Here is a 16,504-nt window from a genome sequence, read left to right as displayed (position 1 = left end):
TGCATGATCGACAGCTCCGCCACTGTGGTCGTTCGGCCGTACGGGAATCCGTTGCCGCTCGGGTTCTTCTCCTTCGGGATCGGTATGGCGTTGCTCGCCGGGATCGGGCTGGGGGTGATCACCGGGGAGCAGGTGCGGAGCACCGGGATTCTGCTCGCCGTGTTCGTCTTTCCGTTGGAGTTCCTCGCGGCGGTCATGGCGTTCCTGACCCGGGACACCGGCGCGGCGGGTGCGCTCGGGCTGTTCGCCACGTCGTGGGCCGCGCTCGGCGCGCTGCACATCGTCGCGCCCGCGCAGACGACCAGTACCGCGGTCGGCATCTATCTGAGCGCGTTCGCGCTGATGCTCCTACCGCTCGCGGTGGCCGGGTTCCTGGGGAAGCGGCTGCTGGGCATCGTGCTCAGTGTGTCGATCGTGCGGGCCGGGCTCGCCGCCGCGTACCAGCTCGGGGCGCCGCACGCCCTCGTACTGGCGAACGCCGCGGCGGCGCTGCTGCTGGTCGGCCTGGCGTTCTACGCCGGCTCGGCGTTTCTGCTGGAGGACCTGCGCCAGCGGACCGTGCTGCCGGTGCTGCGACGCGGGGCGGCGCGCGGGGCCATCGAGGAGGATCTCGCGGGGCAGCATGCGCGGCTGCCGAACGAGCCCGGGGTTCGCAAGCAGTTGTGAGCGGCCGGTGGCTACGCGGCGCCGGTGTCCCCGACGGAGTCGTCGGTGAGGGCGATCGAGGCGATCGTGCGCTTGCCCACCGGCTCCCGGTGCACCTCGAAGCTCTGGCAGACGGCCATCACTATCTCCAGACCGTGCTGGCCCACCCGGCCCGGATCGGCGGCCTTGGCCACCGGCAGCACCGGGGCGCTGTCCCAGACCGTGATGTCCACCCGGTCGGCGTTCAGCCCCAGGTCGACCAGGCAGGGCCCTGTCGCGTACTTGCAGGCGTTCGTCATCAGTTCGCTGACCACCAGCTGTGCCGTGCCCATCGCGCGTTCCGTCACCGGGAAGCCGTGGTCGGACTGGAGCCGGGTCAGGAAGTCCCGGACCAGGTCACGCGCCCGCGCGATGTCGCCGGGTCTGCCTTCGTAGGCCGCCGACACCCGCAGGGGCCCGTCGTCCAGCAGTTGGTCCTCGTTCCGGGCAGCCCCGTCCATCCGATCCGCCCTCTTCCTGAGCTCTGACCGTCGTTCCAGAAGCCGTCTACCCACAAAGTCGCCGGACACCAAGATTCTCGAAACCGTGATCCCACGTTCACCGGCGTGCGGGACCGGCCGCCGCGGTGGAGGCTGAGACGCATGCGGGACAAGGGCGCGGCCCCCGGGGGCGACGGCCGGAGCGGGGTGGAGCCGGCTCTCGACGAGCTGTACGCCACGCCGCCGTCCGGCTTCGTCGCCCGGCGCACGGAGCTGGCCACCGCCGCACGGGCCGACGGCCGCGCCGAGGACGCCCGTACGCTCCGTGCCGCGCGCCGCCCGACCCTGGGGGCCTGGGCGGCCAACCTGCTGCTGCGCGCCGAGCCGGAGGAGAGCCGGCGGTTCCTGGAGCTGGGGCGGTCGCTGCGCGAGGCGTACCGGACGCTGGACGCCGCCGGGCTCAAGGAGCTGTCCGCGCGGCGCCGGAGCGTGGTCGCCGCGCTGTCCGGGCAGGCCGTCCGGCACGCCGAGGAGGCCGGTCACCGGCTGTCGGACGCGGTACGGCAGGACGTCGAGGAGACCCTGCGCGCGGTGCTCGCCGACCCGGACGCGGCCGAGCGGTGGGCCGGCGGCCGGCTGGAGCGGGGGCTCGCCCCGCCGTCGGACTTCCCCGCCGGCGGGACGCGGGCGGACCGCCCGGCCCCTGAGCGGCCGTCCCCGAAGCGCACGTCCGCCAAGAAGGCGCCGGTACGGGACGAGCTCGCCGAGCGGCACCGGGCCCGGGAGCAGCGGCTCGCCCGGGCCCGGGAGGCCGCGCGGCAGGCCGAGGAGCGGCTGGGCGACCGGCGGGCGGAGGAGGCGGACAGCGGCGCGGAGCTGGAGCGGGCCGGGGAGCGCGTCGACGCGGCCCGGGAACAGGTGTCCGAGGCCGAGCGGGCGCTGCGCGAGGCGCGCGAGGAGCTGGAGCGGGCCGAGCGGGAGCGGCGGGACGCGGAGGAGGCACACGGGGCGGCGGCCGACGCCCTCGCCGACGCGGAACGGGCGGCGCGCCGCGCCTACCGGGAGCTGGAACGGTCCGGCCGTTCCAGCTCCCGGTAGGCGCCGGCGGCGTCGCCTACCGGATTGGCCGAGGTCGGCCGGACGCGCGCTGCCGGGATCGCCCTGCCCGGGCCCCGCGGGCGCTTTCGGGGCGCGGGAAGCCCTGTCCCCGGGCCCCGCAGGGGCCTAGGGGGCGCGGGGAACCGCGCGCCCGGCCCCGCGGCACCCGCACGGAACGACGTACGGGCGCGCCCACCCGGAGGCGACCGGGGCCGCGAAGCCGGCGGGCGCTCCCCCGCCCGCCGCGCCCGGCGCGCGTGCCGCCGCGGGAGATGCCAGCGTGGTCGGCAGCGGGGGCCCCGTCCGGCGCGCCGCCCGGCGGGGCGGGACAGAACGGGAACGGAGCGGGTGGTCATGGCACGTGCGATCTGGACCGGGGTGATCACCTTCGGGCTGGTCACCGTGCCGGTCGGGCTGTTCACCGCGACCGAGGACCACACCGTCCACTTCCACCAGTTGCAGCGCGGCACCGCCGACCGGGTCCGCAACAAGCGGGTCAACGAGCGCACCGGCGAGGACGTCGACACCAAGGACATCGTCAAGGGGTACGAGGTGGAGCGCGGCGAGTACGTCGTCGTGGAGCCCGACGAACTCGAGGAGATCGCCCCCGGCCGCTCCCGGACCGTCGACATCACCGACTTCGTGGAGCTGGCCGAGATCGCACCGGTCTACTTCGCCCGTACGTACTACGTCGCCCCGCGCGGCGAGCAGTACCTGAAGGTGTACGAGCTGCTGCGGGCGGCGCTGGAGCGGACCGGTCGGGTGGGCATCGCCACCTTCGTCATGCGCGGCAGGCAGTATCTGACGGCGCTGCGCGCGGAGGAGCGGGTCCTGGTGCTGCAGACGCTGCACTGGGCGGACGAGGTGCGCGACCCGGGTGCGGAACTGCCCGAGCTGCCGGCCGAGCGGGCGGGCGCGGGCAAGGAACTGGACATGGCCGCGCAGCTGATCGACACGCTCAGTGCGCCGTGGGACCCGGCGCGCTACCACGACACGTACCAGGAGAAGGTGCGGGAGCTGGTGCGGGCCAAGGCGGAGGGCCAGGAGGTCGCGGCCACGGAGGAGGCGCCGGAGGCCACGAACGTCCTCGACCTGATGACGGCCCTCCAGAGCAGCATCGACCGCGCGGGCGGGGGCGCCCGCGAGGAGGGCCGGGGCGCTCCGAAGGAGAAGCATCTAAGGACCCCGTCGAAGGACGGACGCGGGCGCGGCCCGTCCAAGGAGGAGCGCCGGCGGGCCCCGTCGCCGAGGGGCGACCGTGGGCGGGCCGCCACGAAGGGCGAGCTGCGCCGGCTCAGCAAGGCCGAGCTGTACCGGCGGGCCACCGACCAGGGCGTCGAGGGGCGCTCGCGGATGAGCCGGGACGAACTCGTCGAGGCACTGGCCGGTGCCGGGCGGCGGCGGAAGAAGACCGCGGCCGCCTGACGGAGCGGAGACCGCGGCCGCCCGACGGAGCGGAGACCGCGGCCGCCCGACGGGCCGGGACGCCGGGGACCCGGTTCCCCTCCCGGTCAGAACCTCGGCACCTGTGCCTGGCTCTCGACCATCTCCGCCGCCTCCTCCGGCGTCGCCACCGACGGCGGGGAGCCGGCCAGCGGGCGGCGGGCCGTCTCCTTCATGCACGCCACCGAGATCACGCCGACGAGCGCCGCCGCCACCGCGTAGAACGCGGGCATCAGCTCGCTGCCGGTGACGGAGATCAGCGCGGTGATCACCAGCGGGGTCGTCCCGCCGAACAGCGACGCGGAGAGGTTGTAGCCGATGGAGAGGGAGCCGTAGCGCACCTGGGTCGGGAAGAGGGCCGGCAGGGCCGCGGACATCGTGCCGAGCAGGCACACCAGCGACAGGCCCAGCATCAGCATGCCGCCGGAGACCGCCGCCAGGCTGCCCTGCTGGACCAGCAGGAAGGACGGGACCGACAGCACGAGGAAGCCGAGCATCCCGGTCATCAGCACCGGCTTCCGGCCGACCCGGTCGGAGAGCTTGCCGACCTGGTTGATGACCAGCATCAGCACCACCATGGTGACGATGAGGATCAGCAGGCCGTGCGTCTCGGAGTAGCCCATCTCGTCGGAGAGGTACGTCGGCATGTACGACAGCAGCATGTAGTCGCAGATGTTGTAGGCGCCGACGAGGCAGATGCACAGGATGAGCGTGGGCCAGTACTCGCGGAAGATCTTCGCGATGTCGCCCTTCGCGGTCGACTCGACCGTGGAGGCCGCTTCGGAGGCGCGGTGGGCGGAGGAGTCCTCCAGCTTCTGGAAGGCGGGCGTCTCGTCCAGCTTGAGCCGCAGGTAGAGGCCGATCAGTCCGATGGGGCCGGCCACCAGGAACGGCACGCGCCAGCCCCAGGAGTGCATGCCGTCGCTGCCGAGGACGGCCGTCAGGATCGTCACCAGGCCGGACGCGCCGACGTAGCCGGCCAGGGTGCCGAGCTCCAGGAAGCTGCCGAAGTAGCCGCGGCGGCGGTCGGGGGCGTACTCGGCGATGAACGTGGAGGCGCCGCCGTACTCGCCACCGGTGGAGAAGCCCTGCACCAGGCGGAAGAGGATGAGCAGGGCGGGGGACCAGAAGCCGATGGCGGCGTACGACGGGATCAGGCCGATGGCGAACGTGCCGATCGCCATCATGATCATGGTGAGGGCGAGGACCTTCTTGCGGCCGATCTTGTCGCCCATCGGGCCGAACACCATGCCGCCGAGGGGGCGGACCAGGAAGGAGACGGCGAAGGTCGCGAAGGAGGAGAGAAGCTGGACGGTGTCGTTCCCGGACGGGAAGAACACCTCACCGATGGTGACGGCGAGGTAGCTGTAGATGCCGAAGTCGAACCATTCCATGGCGTTGCCGAGGGAGGCGGCCTTGACCGCCCGGCGGACCGCCGACTCGTCGGTGACGGTGATGTCGGTACGCCGGAGCGGGGGGTTCCGGCGCCGTTTCACCGCCCTGAACAGTCTGCGGTGGCGCCTCAAGGCCTCGCTGTCGGCATCGATCGTGGAGAGATCGGTCTCGCTGTCCGCCATGGAGGGCTCCTATCTGCCGGTCGCGCGGGCGTGCACGGCATCACCTACTCGCTCCTGGCTCGGGCAAACCGGCCACTCTCCGTGGCGGAAAACACGCGCTCTGATCAGCTTGGCCGAAGTTGCGCCGACCCGCACGCGCGCGGCCGCGCGCCGTCAGGGGCGCGGGGAACTGCGCGACCAGCCGCCACGGACCCGCATCCGCCGACGAACCCCACCCACCCGAGCTCTCGGGCGCCCCGCTCCCGGTGGCTCAAAACCCGAGGGGCTCGGGGCAGCGCCCGAGCCCCTCTGCCGCAACGACAGCGGCGACCGTTCAGGTCGCTCACACCGTGCCGGACGCCGCGATCGTGACCTTGCCCTTGGGGGCGCCGGACTGGCTGCCCAGGGCCTCGATCTGGTCGACCAGTTCCGTGCCCTCGACGACCTCGCCGAAGACGACGTGCTTGCCGTCCAGCCAGGACGTCACGACCGTCGTGATGAAGAACTGCGAGCCGTTGGTGTTCGGGCCGGCGTTGGCCATGGAGAGCAGGTACGGCTTGGTGTGCTTGTTCTTGAAGTTCTCGTCGGCGAACTTCTCGCCGTAGATGCTCTTGCCGCCCGTGCCGTTGCCCCGGGTGAAGTCACCGCCCTGGAGCATGAACTGCGGAATGATGCGGTGGAAGGACGAGCCGGCGTAGCCGAACCCGTGCTCACCGGTGGCCAGCTCGCGGAAGTTCTTCGCGGTCTTCGGCACGTCCTCGTCGTACAGCTTGAAGACGATGCGCCCCGCGGGCTGGTCGTTGATGGTGATGTCGAAATACACGTTGGATCCCATGGGAGGATCATGGCATGTCGGCCGGGGCCGCAGCAGCCCGGCCCCACAAAAGCCGCCCACCGGGGCACAGGGGACGTACCCGACCGCATCAGTCGATGCTTCCCGGACGCCCCTCGGGAGTCAGTGGGCCGTGGTGGGGCGGGAGTTGGGCGGGGCTGACCCGCTCCCCCAGCACCTCCGTCATGAACTGCACCAGCCACCGCTGCGAGGGGCTCCGTGAGGACTCGTGGCGGGCGTACAGCGCCACCTCGATCGGCTCCGTCTCGAACGGCAGTCGGACGAGCCGCAGCCGGTGGGAGGCGGTGAAGACCTCGCCCACGTACTCGGGGACGACGGCGATCAGATCCGTCTGCTCCAGCAAATAGGGGAGCATCGAGAACCGGGTGGCGTCGACGACGACCCGGTCCAGGAGCCCGTGCGCGGCCAGCAGGGCACGCGGGGCCACATGCCCGCTGGGGCCGAACACCGTCGCGTGGTCCTCGGCGGCCAGTTCCGGCATGGTCAGCGACGCGCCCCGGACGCGGGGATGGTCGGCGGCCACCATGGCGACGTACCGCTCGTGGAAGAGCGGGATGCGCACGGTGCGGTGCGAGGTCAGCACCGGCGTGGCGATGAACGCGTCCAGCTCGCCCCGGCGCAGCTGGTGCTCGACGTCGTCCACGTCGAGCGGCCGCACGCTGAAGGAGACCCGGGGCGCGCGCCGACGGGCCGCCGCGAGGAGCCGGGGCAGCAGCGTGGCCTCGCCGAGGTCGGAGAGCGCGAGGGTGAAGCGGCCCGCCATGGCCTCGGGGTCCGCCACCTCCTCGGTCTGGGGGCGAATCGCCCCGTCGAGATCGGCCAGCGCCCGTTGCAGCGGCCCGTACAGCCGGCGGGCGCCCGCGGTCGGGGTCAGACCGCGTCCGGTGCGCCGGAACAGCTCGTCGCCGAAGTGCCGGCGCAGCTTGGCCAGGTTGTAGCTGACGGTCGGCTGGGTGACGTGCAGGGTGTCCGCGGTGACCGTGACGCTGCCCGTTTCGTACAGCAGGACGAAGACGCGGGCGAGGTTGAGGTCGAAGCTCCCGGTGGTGGTCACCATATCGACGCACTCTATATCGGCGGACGGAAACATCTATTGGTGCTCATGTCACGGGCTGCTTAGCGTGTCCCGCATCACTCCCGAAGTGACCGGAAAGGAACGTCCGTGCCGTCCGTGCGTCGTGTCTCCCACGAGTTCCTGCAACGCCAGGGGCTCACCACCGTCTTCGGCAACCCCGGCTCCAACGAGCTGCCCTTTCTCGCCGGGCTCCCCGAGGGGTTCCGCTATGTGCTCGGGCTGCACGAGGGCGCGGTGGTCGGGATGGCCGACGGCTACGCCCAGGCGACCGGCCGGCCCGTGCTGGTCAATCTGCACGCCGCCTCCGGCTCGGGGAACGCGATGGGCGCGCTGACGAACGCCGCCGCCTCCCGCACCCCGCTGGTCGTGGTGGCCGGGCAGCAGGTGCGCCCGGCCATCGGTCCGGAGGCCAACCTGGCCAACGTCGACGCGCCCGCGCTGATGAAACCCCTGGTCGGCTGGGCGGCGGAGCCGGCCTGTGCGCAGGACGTGCCGCGCGCGCTGGCGCAGGCCGTCTTCGAGGCCGGGCTCCAGCGGCGGCCGACGTATCTCTCCGTGCCGTACGACGACTGGGACGCCGAGGCGGACGAGAACGGCCCCGCGGTCCTCGACCGCCGGGTGGAGCGGGCCTCGGCGCCCGGCGGGGAACAGGCCCGCCGGCTCGCCGAGCGGGTGGCGGCGGCCGAGCGGCCGGCGCTGGTGCTGGGCGGCGACATCGATGCGGCCGGTCTCTTCGACGACGCCGTCCGGCTGGCCGAGCACCTGGGCGCCCCGGTGTGGGCGGCCCCGTCGCTCTTCCGGCTGCCGTTCCCCAACCGCCATCCGCTCTTCCGGGGTGTGCTGCCCGCCGGGATCGCGCCGGTCTGCGAGGCCTTCGAGGGCCATGACCTGGTGCTCGTCCTCGGCGCGCCGGTGTTCCGCTACCACGAGTACCTGCCCGGCCGGTATCTGCCCGAGGGCACCCGGCTGCTCCAGGTGACCGAGGACGCGGCCGCCGCCGCCCGCGCCCCGATGGGCGAGGCACTGGTCGCCGACCCCGGCGCAGTGATCGAACTGCTGGTCAGGACGCTCGACTCCCCCGGCGCCCCGCAGGAGCGGTTCCGGCCCGCACCCGAGCCGCGCACCGCCGGGGACGGGCTGCTGCACCCGGAGCAGGTCTTCGCCGCGCTCCGCGACGAACTGCCCGGTGACACCGCGTACGTCGTGGAGTCGACGTCGACCAACTCCTCCTGGTGGCGCCAGATGGACCTGCGCCGGCCCGGCTCCTACTACTTCCCGGCGGCCGGCGGGCTCGGCTTCGGGCTGCCCGGCGCGGTCGGCGTCGCGATGGCGCAGCCGGACCGCCCGGTCGTCGGCGTCGTCGGGGACGGCTCGGCCAACTACGGCATCACCGCCCTGTGGACGGCCGCGCAGCACCGGGTGCCGCTCACCGTCGTCCTGCTGCGGAACGGGACGTACGGGGCGCTGCGCTGGTTCGGCGAGCTGCTCGGCGTGCCGGACGCGCCGGGGCTCGACATCCCCGGTCTGGACTTCACCCGGATCGCCGAGGGCTACGGGGTGCGGGCCCAGCAGGTCGGCGGGGTGGAGGAGCTGCGTGCGGCCCTCGCCGAACGGCCCGACCACCCCAGGCTCCTCCAGGTCGACACGGCCCTGACGACACCCGACTGACCTCCGCGAACCCACCATCCGCGATCGCACCGGCAGAAAGAGACAAGCCATGACATTCCTGGACAGCGCCGTCTGGGCGGGCAAGTTCCTCAGCGACGGCTGGGAGGACTCCCCGCGCGAGCGGCCGGTCGTCGAACCCGCGACCGGCGACCACCTCGGCACGGTGGGCCTGGCCTCCGCCGACGATGTGAAGCGGGCCGCCGTACGGGCCGCCGAGGCGCAGCGCGCGTGGGCGGCGACCGCCCCGCAGGCACGGGCGGCCGTGCTGCGCCGCGCGGGCGAGCTGTTCACCGAGCACGCCGCGGAGATCGCGGACTGGCTGGTGCGGGAGGCCGGTTCGGTGCGGTCCAAGGCGGACTTCGAGGTGGGGCTCGCGCTCGGCGAGTGCTTCGAGTGCGCGGCGCTGCCCACGCATCCGCAGGGCGAGGTGCTCACCTCCGAGGAGGCGCGCTGGTCGCTGGCCCGCCGCCGTCCGGCGGGTGTGGTGAGCGTGATCGCGCCGTTCAACTTCCCGCTCATCCTGGGACTGCGCTCGGTGGCGCCCGCGCTCGCCCTCGGCAACGCGGTGCTGCTGAAGCCGGACCCGCGTACGGCGGTGAGCGGCGGTGTCGTCCTCGCCCGGATCTTCGAGGAGGCCGGGCTCCCGGCCGGCGTACTGCATCTGCTGCCGGGCGACGGGGCGGTCGGCCAGGCGGTGGTGGAGGCGCCGGAGGTGCGGGTCGTCTCCTTCACCGGGTCCACGCCGGTCGGGCGGGCGATCGGCGAACGGGCGGGCCGGCTGCTGAAGCGGGCCCATCTGGAGCTGGGCGGCAACAACGCCCTGGTCGTGCTCCCGGGGGCCGACGTGGCGAAGGCCGCGTCGGCGGGCGCGTTCGGTTCGTATCTGCACCAGGGACAGATCTGCATGACGACCGGCCGCCACATCGTGCACGAGTCCCTGGTGGAGGAGTACACCGCCGCGCTCGCCGCGAAGGCGGAGGCGCTGCCGGTCGGTGACCCGGCCCGGGAGGAGGTGGCGCTCGGCCCGCTCATCGACCGGCGCCAGCTGGAGCGGGTGCACGGCATCGTCACCGACAGCGTCGCCGCGGGCGCGCGGGTCGCGGCGGGCGGCGAGATCGTGGGCGCCGGCTACCGGGCCACGGTGCTGACCGGGGTGAGCACCGACATGCCTGCCTGGCGCGAGGAGATCTTCGGCCCCGTGGCCCCGGTCCTGTCCTTCTCGACGCTCGAGGAGGCGGCGCGGATCGTCGACGACTGCGAGTACGGGCTGTCCGTCGGCATCCTCGGGGACGTCGGCACGGCGATGAAGCTCGCCGACCGCATCGAGTCCGGCAAGGTCCACATCAACGAGCAGACCGTCGCCGACGAGCCCCAGGCACCGTTCGGCGGAGTCAAGGCGTCCGGCACCGGGTCCCGCTTCGGCGGGGCGTCGGCCAACGTCGAGGCGTTCACCGAGACCCAGTGGATCACCGTACGGCCGGACATCGCCGACTACCCGTTCTGAGCCCGCCGCCCCCGTCCCCATGGGGGTCCCCACCCTGCCGTCGAACGGGGTCCCACCGACGTCTCCCGGGGCCCCGCCCCGCCCCACTCCCCCGCTCCCACACCCGCTCCTGGGAGGTACCTCACCATGGCATCCGCCACCTCGTCGCCCGCCCCGGCCCCCGCCGGCCGAGCCGGCGTCTGGACGGTCGTCCTGTGCTGGATCACCGTGCTCCTGGAGGGCTACGACCTCGTGGTCCTCGGCGCGATCATCCCGACCCTGCTCAAGACCCACCACCTGGGCATGACGGCGGGCGACGCGACCACCATCGCGACGCTCTCCCTCGTCGGCGTGGCCATCGGCGCGGTCTGCGTCGGCCCGCTCGCCGACCGGCTCGGCCGCCGGCTGCTGCTCATCGGCTCCGTGGTGCTGTTCTCGCTTTTCACGCTGCTGGTGCCGCTGGCCGGTTCGGTCACCGTGTTCGCCGTGCTGCGGCTCGTCGCCGGTCTCGGCCTCGGCGCGTGCATGCCGGTGTCGCTGACGATGATGGCCGAGCACATGCCGGCCGAGAAGCGGGCGCGGGCCAGCACGCTGACGATGACCGGCTACCACACCGGCGCCGTGATCACCTCGCTGCTCGCGCTGCGGGTGACCGACAACTGGCAGGTCCTGTTCTACGTCCTCGGTGGAGCCGGTTTCGTCATCGCGGCCGTCCAGTGGTTCCGGCTGCCGGAGTCCGCGGCCTTCGTGCGGGCCAGGGAGGACACCGGGGCGCGGCGGGTACCGTTCACCGAGCTGCTCGAGCCCGCATACCTCCGCGCCGGGATCGGGGTGTGGGTGGCGTCCTTCATGGGGCTGCTGCTGGTCTACGGCCTCAACACCTGGCTGCCCAAGCTGATGAACGACGCCGGCTATCCCGTCCCCACGGCCGTCACACAGCTCCTGGTGCTGAACGTCGGCGGTGTCGTCGGACTGGTCCTGGGCGGCTTCGTGGCCGACCGGCGCGGCATCAAGGGGACCACGCTGGGCTGGTTCGGCGTCTCGGTGCTGATGCTGGCCTGTCTGAGCGTCAGGATGCACAGCGATCTGCTGCTCGACACCGTCGTCTTCCTGACCGGCGTGTTCGTCTTCTCGGCGCAGGTGCTGGTCTATGCCTACGTGACCCACTTCTATCCGGCCGCCGTGCGCGGCACCGCGCTGGGGTCGGCGTCCGGCATCGGGCGGATCGGGTCGATCGTCGGCCCCTCGATCACCGGTGCCCTGGTGACGGCCGGGATCGGGCATCCGTGGGGCTTCTACTTCTTCGCCGTGGTCGCGGTCCTCGGGTTCCTCGCGGTGCTCACGCTGCCGCGCGGGGCGGCGGCGGAGGGTGCGGAGGGTGCGCCCGGGCGCGTCGGAGTCTCTCCGGTCGACGGCCTAACAGCGAAGTAGATTTGCCTAAAGCTTTTAGGTAAATGCATACTCGCGGTGGACGTCGTCGACGCGAGGGAAATCGTCATGGTGCGAGCGGGGCTGACCCCGGAACGACTGGCCCTGGCGGGCGCGGAACTGGCCGACGAGGTGGGGTTCGACCAGGTCACGGTCTCCGCGCTGGCCAGGCGGTTCGACGTCAAGGTCGCCAGCCTGTACTCCCACGTGAAGAACTCGCACGACCTCAAGGCGCGCATCGCGCTGGTCGCCCTGGAGGAGCTCGCCGACCGCGGTGCCGCCGCCCTCGCCGGACGCGCCGGCAAGGACGCGCTCACCGCCCTGGCGAACGTCTACCGCGACTACGCCCGGGAGCACCCCGGCCGCTACGACGCGGCGCGGTTCCGGCTCGACCCGGAGGCCGCCGCCGCGAGCGCGGGCCGCCGGCATTCGGCCATGTCCCGGGCGGTGCTGCGCGGCTACGACCTCACCGAGCCGGACCAGACCCACGCGGTCCGGCTGCTGGGCAGCGTCTTCCACGGCTACGTCAGCCTGGAGGCGGCCGGCGGGTTCAGCCACAGCGCCCCGGACTCGCAGGAGAGCTGGTCGCGGATCCTCGACGCCCTCGACGCCCTGCTGCGGAACTGGCCCCCGGCGTGAACGGGCCTCCCGCCGCCCCCCGTACCCCCTCGAGACGTTGAGGCAGCACATCCCATGACCGACTGGATCACCACACCTCTCACCACCGAAATCGTGCACGGCGCGCTGGAGCTGGAGCACACCACGCAGGGCGTGCTCCCGCACCGGCTGCCCGCCCGGGCCCGCGCCCAGGTCGCCGACGGCCAGCTGGCCATGGCCGAGTCCCAGCCCTCCGGCGTACGGCTGGCCTTCCGCACCCGGGCCACCACGGTCGAACTGGACACGCTCCCCACCAAGCGGGAGTACGCCGGCGTCCCGCCCCGGCCGGACGGCGTCTACGACCTGGTCGTCGACGGCAAGCTGTCCGGGCAGGCGACCGTGACCGGCGGGAACACCCTGGTCATCGACATGGCCGTCGGAACCTTCGCCTCCCGGCCCGGCGCGCCGGGCACCGCGCGCTTCACGGAGCTGCCGGCCGGGCCGAAAGACGTGGAGATCTGGCTGCCGCACAACGAGACCACCGAGCTCCTCGCCCTGCGCACCGACGCCCCCGTCGAGCCGCTGCCGGACCGGGGCCGCCGGGTGTGGCTGCACCACGGCAGCTCGATCAGCCACGGCTCGGACGCGGCGAGCCCCAGCACCACCTGGCCCGCGCTCGCCGCCTCGCTCGGCGGGGTCGAGCTGATCAACCTGGGGCTCGGAGGCGGCGCGCTGCTGGACCCGTTCACCGCCCGGGCCATGCGGGACACCCCCGCCGATCTGCTCAGCGTCAAGATCGGCATCAATCTGGTCAACGCCGATCTCATGCGGCTGCGGGCCTTCACGCCGGCCGTCCACGGCTTCCTCGACACGCTCCGCGAGGGGCACCCGACGACACCGCTGCTGGTGATCTCGCCGATCCTGTGCCCCATCCACGAGGACACGCCCGGCCCCAGCGTCCCGGACTTCTCCGACATCGCCTCCGGCCGGCTGCGGTTCCGGGCGACCGGGGACCCGGCCGAGGGCGCGGCCGGGAAGCTGACGCTGAACGTCATCCGCGAGGAGCTGGCCCGGATCGTGGCACAGCGGGCGGCCGACGATCCGCATCTGTACCACCTGGACGGCCGAGACCTCTACGGCGAGGCCGACGCCGCCGAGCTGCCGCTCCCGGACGCGCTCCACCCGGACGCCACCGCCCATCGCCGTATGGGCGAACGCTTCGCCGGTTCGGTCTTCGCGAAGGACGGGGCCTTCGCGGCCGGGGACGCGCTCGTGGGCGGCGGCGCCTGACACGCGGCCCGCGGGCTCAGCCCGCGTGCAGGGTGCCTTCCTCCAGGGTGAAGTGCTGCGGCGCGGAGCAGCCGATCGACGGTGTGATCAGCAGGCTGACGTCGATCGGCGCGGGTTCGCTGCTCGACGTGGAGAACTGGCAGACGGCGCCCTTGCCGGTGAGCGGGTACCAGAACCAGCCGTCCGGCGCGCCGACCGCCGCGCTGTCGGACTCCTGCCAGGCGCCGCCGTCGCGGGTGTAGACCCGCAGCTGTACGGAGGCGGCGTACTCGTCCGCCGTGGAGCGCACGGCCGTCAGGGTGATCTTGTAGTCGTCGCCGAGGACCGAGGAGGCGAGCTGCCGGGTCCCGGCGGCGGCCGGGGAGGCGGCGCTCGACGCGCCGGCGCCGGCCAGTCCCAGGACGGCCGCGCCGGCGGCGGCGAGCGCCGCGGCGGTGCCCCGGCGGAGGGGCCTGCGGGTCGTGTTCGTGTGCATGTGTTCCCCCGTGCGTGTGTGCGCGTGTGTCCTTGTGCCGTCCGGAACGTGTGTCCGGAACGTGCGTGCGGTACGCGGGGCGGGACGGCGGTGCGGATTGCACCTTTCCGTCCCTGGATCCGCGCTTACCCACTGAGACATCCCGCGTTGCCCGAAGGTTGTACGGCGGACGGGGGCGCCGCCACGGCCTCCTGGGGCCCGCTCAGGCCGCGTGCTGGTACGCCGGGTACGTCAGATATCCCTTGTCGCCGCCCATGTAGTAGGTGGCCTCGTCGGCCGGGGCGAGCGGGGCGCCGGTGCGCAGGCGTTCCACCAGGTCCGGGTTGGCGAGGAAGCCGCGGCCGAAGCTGATGAGGTCGGCACCGAGCCCGAGCCAGTGGTCGGCCTCGGCGCGACCGGTCTGCCGGGCGCCCATGGGGGTCACCGGGTTCATGACGAGCGTCCCGGGCCAGGCCCGGCGCAGCCCGCGCAGCACCTCCTCCTCGGCGGTGGCCTCCAGGTGGATGTAGGCCGGTTCCAGGCGGGCGAGTTCGGTCAGCAGCGCGGCGTAGAGCCCGGGGACGTCCTCCTCCTCGACACCCCAGAAGGTGCCGCCCGGGGAGAGCCGGATGCCGGTCCGTGCGGCGCCGACGGCGTCGACGGTGGCGGCCACGGCCTCGACGGCGAACCGGATGCGGTGGGCGGTGGAGCCGCCGTAGCGGTCGGTGCGCAGGTTGGCGTTGGAGGAGAGGAACTGGGAGATCAGATAGCCGTTGGCGCCGTGCAGTTCGACGCCGTCGAAGCCGGCGTCCACGGCGCGGCGGGCGGCCTCGGCGTAGGACAGCGCGTGCTCGGCCACCTCGTCGGTCTCCAGGGCGCGGGGCACCGGCGCGGGCTGGGGGCCCGTCGGGGTGAACACCTCGCCGGTGGCGGCGACGGCGGAGGGGCCCACGGGCCGGCTGCCGGTGGTGTCGGGGTGGGAGACCCGGCCGCCGTGCATCAGCTGGGCGAAGATCCGGCCGCCGTTAGTGTGCACGGCGGCCGTCACCTGCCGCCAGGAGTCGGCCTGCGCATCGGTGTGCAGTCCCGGGGTGCCCGGGTTGGACTGTCCGACCAGGCTGGGGTGCACGCCCTCGGAGACGATGAGTCCGGCGGTCGCGCGCTGGGCGTAGTACGTGGCCATCGAGGGGGTGGCCAGGCCGCCGGCCGCGGCGCGGACGCGGCTCATGGGTGCCATCACCGTCCGGTTGGGCAGGGCGAGTCCGCCGAGTCGGTAGGCGTCGAAGAGGCTGGTCATGCGAGGCTCCGTGGTGCTCCGTGGTGCCCGGATCTCGGGCACGGCGCTACGCTAAAACCTGACATTGACGTCAGAGGCAAGGGCTGTGTCACAGGTCACAGCGGGAGGGACGGCATGCGCATCGGGGAGCTCGCGTCACGGGCCGGGGTCAGCGTCCGGTCGGTGCGCTACTACGAGGAGCAGGGGCTGCTGACGAGCGTGCGCAGCGCGAGCGGGCAGCGGCACTACACGGAGGAGGAGGTCGAGCGGGTCGCGTTCATCCAGCGGATGTACACCGCGGGGCTCTCCAGCCGGACCGTCGCCGAACTGCTGCCGTGCGTGGACGCGCCCAGCACGGACAACTCCGACGCGGCGCTGGAGCGGATGGCGCAGGAGCGGGAACGGCTGTCCCGGCACATCGAGGAGCTGGTGGAGACCCGGGACGCGCTGGACAGGCTGGTGGCGGTGGCCAGGGCGCACCGGGAGACCCTGCGGTCGCCGGTGGCCGGCTGATCCACCGGGCGGACCGGCGGGGGCCGACGGCGGCGTGGGAGCATGGGCCGCGTGACCAGCGACCGCCGTATCGGCCCCCCGCACCTCGGCAGTGAGCGCGACACGCTGCGCACGTTCCTCGACTACCACCGGGCGACGCTCGCCATGAAGTGCGAGGGGCTCACCGACGAGGAGCTGCGGCGGCGTTCCTCGCCGCCCTCGGCGCTGACGCTGCTCGGCCTGGTGCGGCACCTGGCGGAGGTCGAACGGGCCTGGTTCCGGAGGGTGTTCGAGGACCACGAGGCGCCGATGGTGTGGTCCGACACCGTCGACTTCCAGGCGGCGTACGACGCGAGCGCGTCGACGCGCGCGGAGGCGTTCGCGGCCTGGGAGGCGGAGGTGGAGGTCTCCCGCCGGATCGAGCGGGAGGCCGCGTCGCTGGAGCTGGCCGGGTACCAGCCGCGCTGGGGCGAGCGGGTGTCGCTGCGGATGGTGCTGGTCCACGTCCTGCTGGAGTACGCGCGTCACAACGGCCACGCGGACTTCCTGCGGGAAGGGATCGACGGGACGGTGGGGGCCTGATCCGCACAGGTCTCCGATCCGCACGGGGCCCGATCCGCAAGGGGTCCGGTCCGCAAAGAGCCTGGTCCGCACATGCGAAAGCCCC

The 16,504-nt window shown here is 73.1% G+C and carries 16 protein-coding genes; 10 read left to right on the top strand and 6 right to left on the bottom strand.

Annotated features, from left to right (window positions below; genetic code table 11):
• Window positions 1-3: 3 nt before the first annotated feature.
• Complete coding sequence (locus OIE12_RS31535; protein ID WP_329141308.1) at window positions 4-666, top strand: hypothetical protein; 663 nt, start codon at window positions 4-6, stop codon at window positions 664-666.
• An 11-nt stretch (window positions 667-677) separates the two neighbouring features.
• Here OIE12_RS31535 and OIE12_RS31530 read toward each other — a convergent pair whose 3' ends face one another.
• Window positions 678-1,145 (bottom strand): ATP-binding protein, encoded by a 468-nt coding sequence (locus tag OIE12_RS31530; RefSeq protein ID WP_329141306.1) that lies wholly within the window; start codon window positions 1,143-1,145, stop codon window positions 678-680.
• A gap of 141 nt (window positions 1,146-1,286) precedes the next feature.
• Between OIE12_RS31530 and OIE12_RS31525 the strand changes: the two genes are divergently transcribed.
• Both OIE12_RS31525 and ku read left to right on the top strand, forming a co-directional pair.
• On the top strand, window positions 1,287-2,222 hold the full coding sequence (locus OIE12_RS31525; RefSeq protein WP_329141304.1) for a hypothetical protein: 936 nt from the start codon (window positions 1,287-1,289) through the stop codon (window positions 2,220-2,222).
• 354 nt (window positions 2,223-2,576) lie between these two features.
• The gene (gene ku, locus OIE12_RS31520; RefSeq protein WP_329141302.1) at window positions 2,577-3,647 is read left to right on the top strand and encodes a non-homologous end joining protein Ku; all 1,071 of its coding nucleotides are present in this window, start codon (window positions 2,577-2,579) and stop codon (window positions 3,645-3,647) included.
• A gap of 86 nt (window positions 3,648-3,733) precedes the next feature.
• Here ku and proP read toward each other — a convergent pair whose 3' ends face one another.
• The 3 genes from proP to OIE12_RS31505 all read right to left on the bottom strand — a co-directional run bounded on the left by proP (window position 3,734) and on the right by OIE12_RS31505 (window position 7,131).
• On the bottom strand, window positions 3,734-5,242 hold the full coding sequence (gene proP / locus OIE12_RS31515) for a glycine betaine/L-proline transporter ProP (RefSeq protein ID WP_329141300.1): 1,509 nt from the start codon (window positions 5,240-5,242) through the stop codon (window positions 3,734-3,736).
• A gap of 322 nt (window positions 5,243-5,564) precedes the next feature.
• Window positions 5,565-6,056, bottom strand: a complete 492-nt coding sequence (locus tag OIE12_RS31510) for a peptidylprolyl isomerase (protein WP_329141298.1) — start codon at window positions 6,054-6,056, stop codon at window positions 5,565-5,567.
• Window positions 6,057-6,144: 88 nt separating this feature from the next.
• Complete coding sequence (locus OIE12_RS31505; protein ID WP_329141296.1) at window positions 6,145-7,131, bottom strand: LysR family transcriptional regulator; 987 nt, start codon at window positions 7,129-7,131, stop codon at window positions 6,145-6,147.
• Window positions 7,132-7,236: 105 nt separating this feature from the next.
• On the opposite strand from OIE12_RS31505, the gene mdlC reads away from it, so the two are divergent.
• The 5 genes from mdlC to OIE12_RS31480 all read left to right on the top strand — a co-directional run bounded on the left by mdlC (window position 7,237) and on the right by OIE12_RS31480 (window position 13,615).
• Window positions 7,237-8,817 carry a benzoylformate decarboxylase gene (gene mdlC / locus OIE12_RS31500; RefSeq protein WP_329141294.1) on the top strand — a complete coding sequence of 527 codons (1,581 nt, stop codon included), beginning with the start codon at window positions 7,237-7,239 and terminating at the stop codon, window positions 8,815-8,817.
• 49 nt (window positions 8,818-8,866) lie between these two features.
• Complete coding sequence (locus tag OIE12_RS31495; RefSeq protein ID WP_329141292.1) at window positions 8,867-10,321, top strand: benzaldehyde dehydrogenase; 1,455 nt, start codon at window positions 8,867-8,869, stop codon at window positions 10,319-10,321.
• A 126-nt stretch (window positions 10,322-10,447) separates the two neighbouring features.
• Complete coding sequence (locus OIE12_RS31490; protein ID WP_329141290.1) at window positions 10,448-11,731, top strand: MFS transporter; 1,284 nt, start codon at window positions 10,448-10,450, stop codon at window positions 11,729-11,731.
• Between the two features lie 66 nt (window positions 11,732-11,797).
• A complete protein-coding gene (locus OIE12_RS31485) occupies window positions 11,798-12,367 on the top strand; it encodes a TetR/AcrR family transcriptional regulator (protein WP_329141288.1) in 570 nt (189 codons plus the stop codon).
• Window positions 12,368-12,421: 54 nt separating this feature from the next.
• Window positions 12,422-13,615 (top strand): SGNH/GDSL hydrolase family protein, encoded by a 1,194-nt coding sequence (locus OIE12_RS31480; RefSeq protein WP_329141286.1) that lies wholly within the window; start codon window positions 12,422-12,424, stop codon window positions 13,613-13,615.
• Between the two features lie 16 nt (window positions 13,616-13,631).
• On the opposite strand, the gene OIE12_RS31475 is transcribed toward OIE12_RS31480, so the two are convergent.
• Both OIE12_RS31475 and OIE12_RS31470 read right to left on the bottom strand, forming a co-directional pair.
• Window positions 13,632-14,090 (bottom strand): hypothetical protein, encoded by a 459-nt coding sequence (locus tag OIE12_RS31475; RefSeq protein WP_329141284.1) that lies wholly within the window; start codon window positions 14,088-14,090, stop codon window positions 13,632-13,634.
• 202 nt (window positions 14,091-14,292) lie between these two features.
• Window positions 14,293-15,366: an alkene reductase gene (locus OIE12_RS31470; protein ID WP_329141282.1), complete on the bottom strand. Its 1,074-nt coding sequence runs from the start codon at window positions 15,364-15,366 to the stop codon at window positions 14,293-14,295.
• A 114-nt stretch (window positions 15,367-15,480) separates the two neighbouring features.
• Between OIE12_RS31470 and OIE12_RS31465 the strand changes: the two genes are divergently transcribed.
• Complete coding sequence (locus tag OIE12_RS31465; RefSeq protein WP_329141280.1) at window positions 15,481-15,858, top strand: MerR family transcriptional regulator; 378 nt, start codon at window positions 15,481-15,483, stop codon at window positions 15,856-15,858.
• A 51-nt stretch (window positions 15,859-15,909) separates the two neighbouring features.
• On the top strand, window positions 15,910-16,419 hold the full coding sequence (locus tag OIE12_RS31460) for a DinB family protein (RefSeq protein ID WP_329141278.1): 510 nt from the start codon (window positions 15,910-15,912) through the stop codon (window positions 16,417-16,419).
• Window positions 16,420-16,504 lie beyond the last annotated feature (85 nt).

This window comes from Streptomyces sp. NBC_00670 (assembly GCF_036226765.1).
Taxonomy (GTDB): domain Bacteria; phylum Actinomycetota; class Actinomycetes; order Streptomycetales; family Streptomycetaceae; genus Streptomyces.
This window is presented reverse-complemented; position numbering and strand designations above follow the sequence as displayed.

Excerpts from the sequence above, each read along its gene's own strand:
- OIE12_RS31465 (WP_329141280.1), top strand. The coding sequence starts at position 15,481 with ATGCGCATCGGGGAGCTCGCGTCACGGGCCGGGGTCAGCGTCCGGTCG.
- OIE12_RS31485 (WP_329141288.1), top strand. The coding sequence starts at position 11,798 with ATGGTGCGAGCGGGGCTGACCCCGGAACGACTGGCCCTGGCGGGCGCG.
- ku (WP_329141302.1), top strand. The coding sequence starts at position 2,577 with ATGGCACGTGCGATCTGGACCGGGGTGATCACCTTCGGGCTGGTCACC.
- OIE12_RS31470 (WP_329141282.1), bottom strand. The coding sequence starts at position 15,366 with ATGACCAGCCTCTTCGACGCCTACCGACTCGGCGGACTCGCCCTGCCC.
- OIE12_RS31480 (WP_329141286.1), top strand. The coding sequence starts at position 12,422 with ATGACCGACTGGATCACCACACCTCTCACCACCGAAATCGTGCACGGC.
- OIE12_RS31530 (WP_329141306.1), bottom strand. The coding sequence starts at position 1,145 with ATGGACGGGGCTGCCCGGAACGAGGACCAACTGCTGGACGACGGGCCC.
- proP (WP_329141300.1), bottom strand. The coding sequence starts at position 5,242 with ATGGCGGACAGCGAGACCGATCTCTCCACGATCGATGCCGACAGCGAG.
- OIE12_RS31535 (WP_329141308.1), top strand. The coding sequence starts at position 4 with ATGATCGACAGCTCCGCCACTGTGGTCGTTCGGCCGTACGGGAATCCG.
- OIE12_RS31490 (WP_329141290.1), top strand. The coding sequence starts at position 10,448 with ATGGCATCCGCCACCTCGTCGCCCGCCCCGGCCCCCGCCGGCCGAGCC.
- OIE12_RS31495 (WP_329141292.1), top strand. The coding sequence starts at position 8,867 with ATGACATTCCTGGACAGCGCCGTCTGGGCGGGCAAGTTCCTCAGCGAC.
- OIE12_RS31525 (WP_329141304.1), top strand. The coding sequence starts at position 1,287 with ATGCGGGACAAGGGCGCGGCCCCCGGGGGCGACGGCCGGAGCGGGGTG.
- OIE12_RS31505 (WP_329141296.1), bottom strand. The coding sequence starts at position 7,131 with ATGGTGACCACCACCGGGAGCTTCGACCTCAACCTCGCCCGCGTCTTC.
- OIE12_RS31475 (WP_329141284.1), bottom strand. The coding sequence starts at position 14,090 with ATGCACACGAACACGACCCGCAGGCCCCTCCGCCGGGGCACCGCCGCG.
- OIE12_RS31510 (WP_329141298.1), bottom strand. The coding sequence starts at position 6,056 with ATGGGATCCAACGTGTATTTCGACATCACCATCAACGACCAGCCCGCG.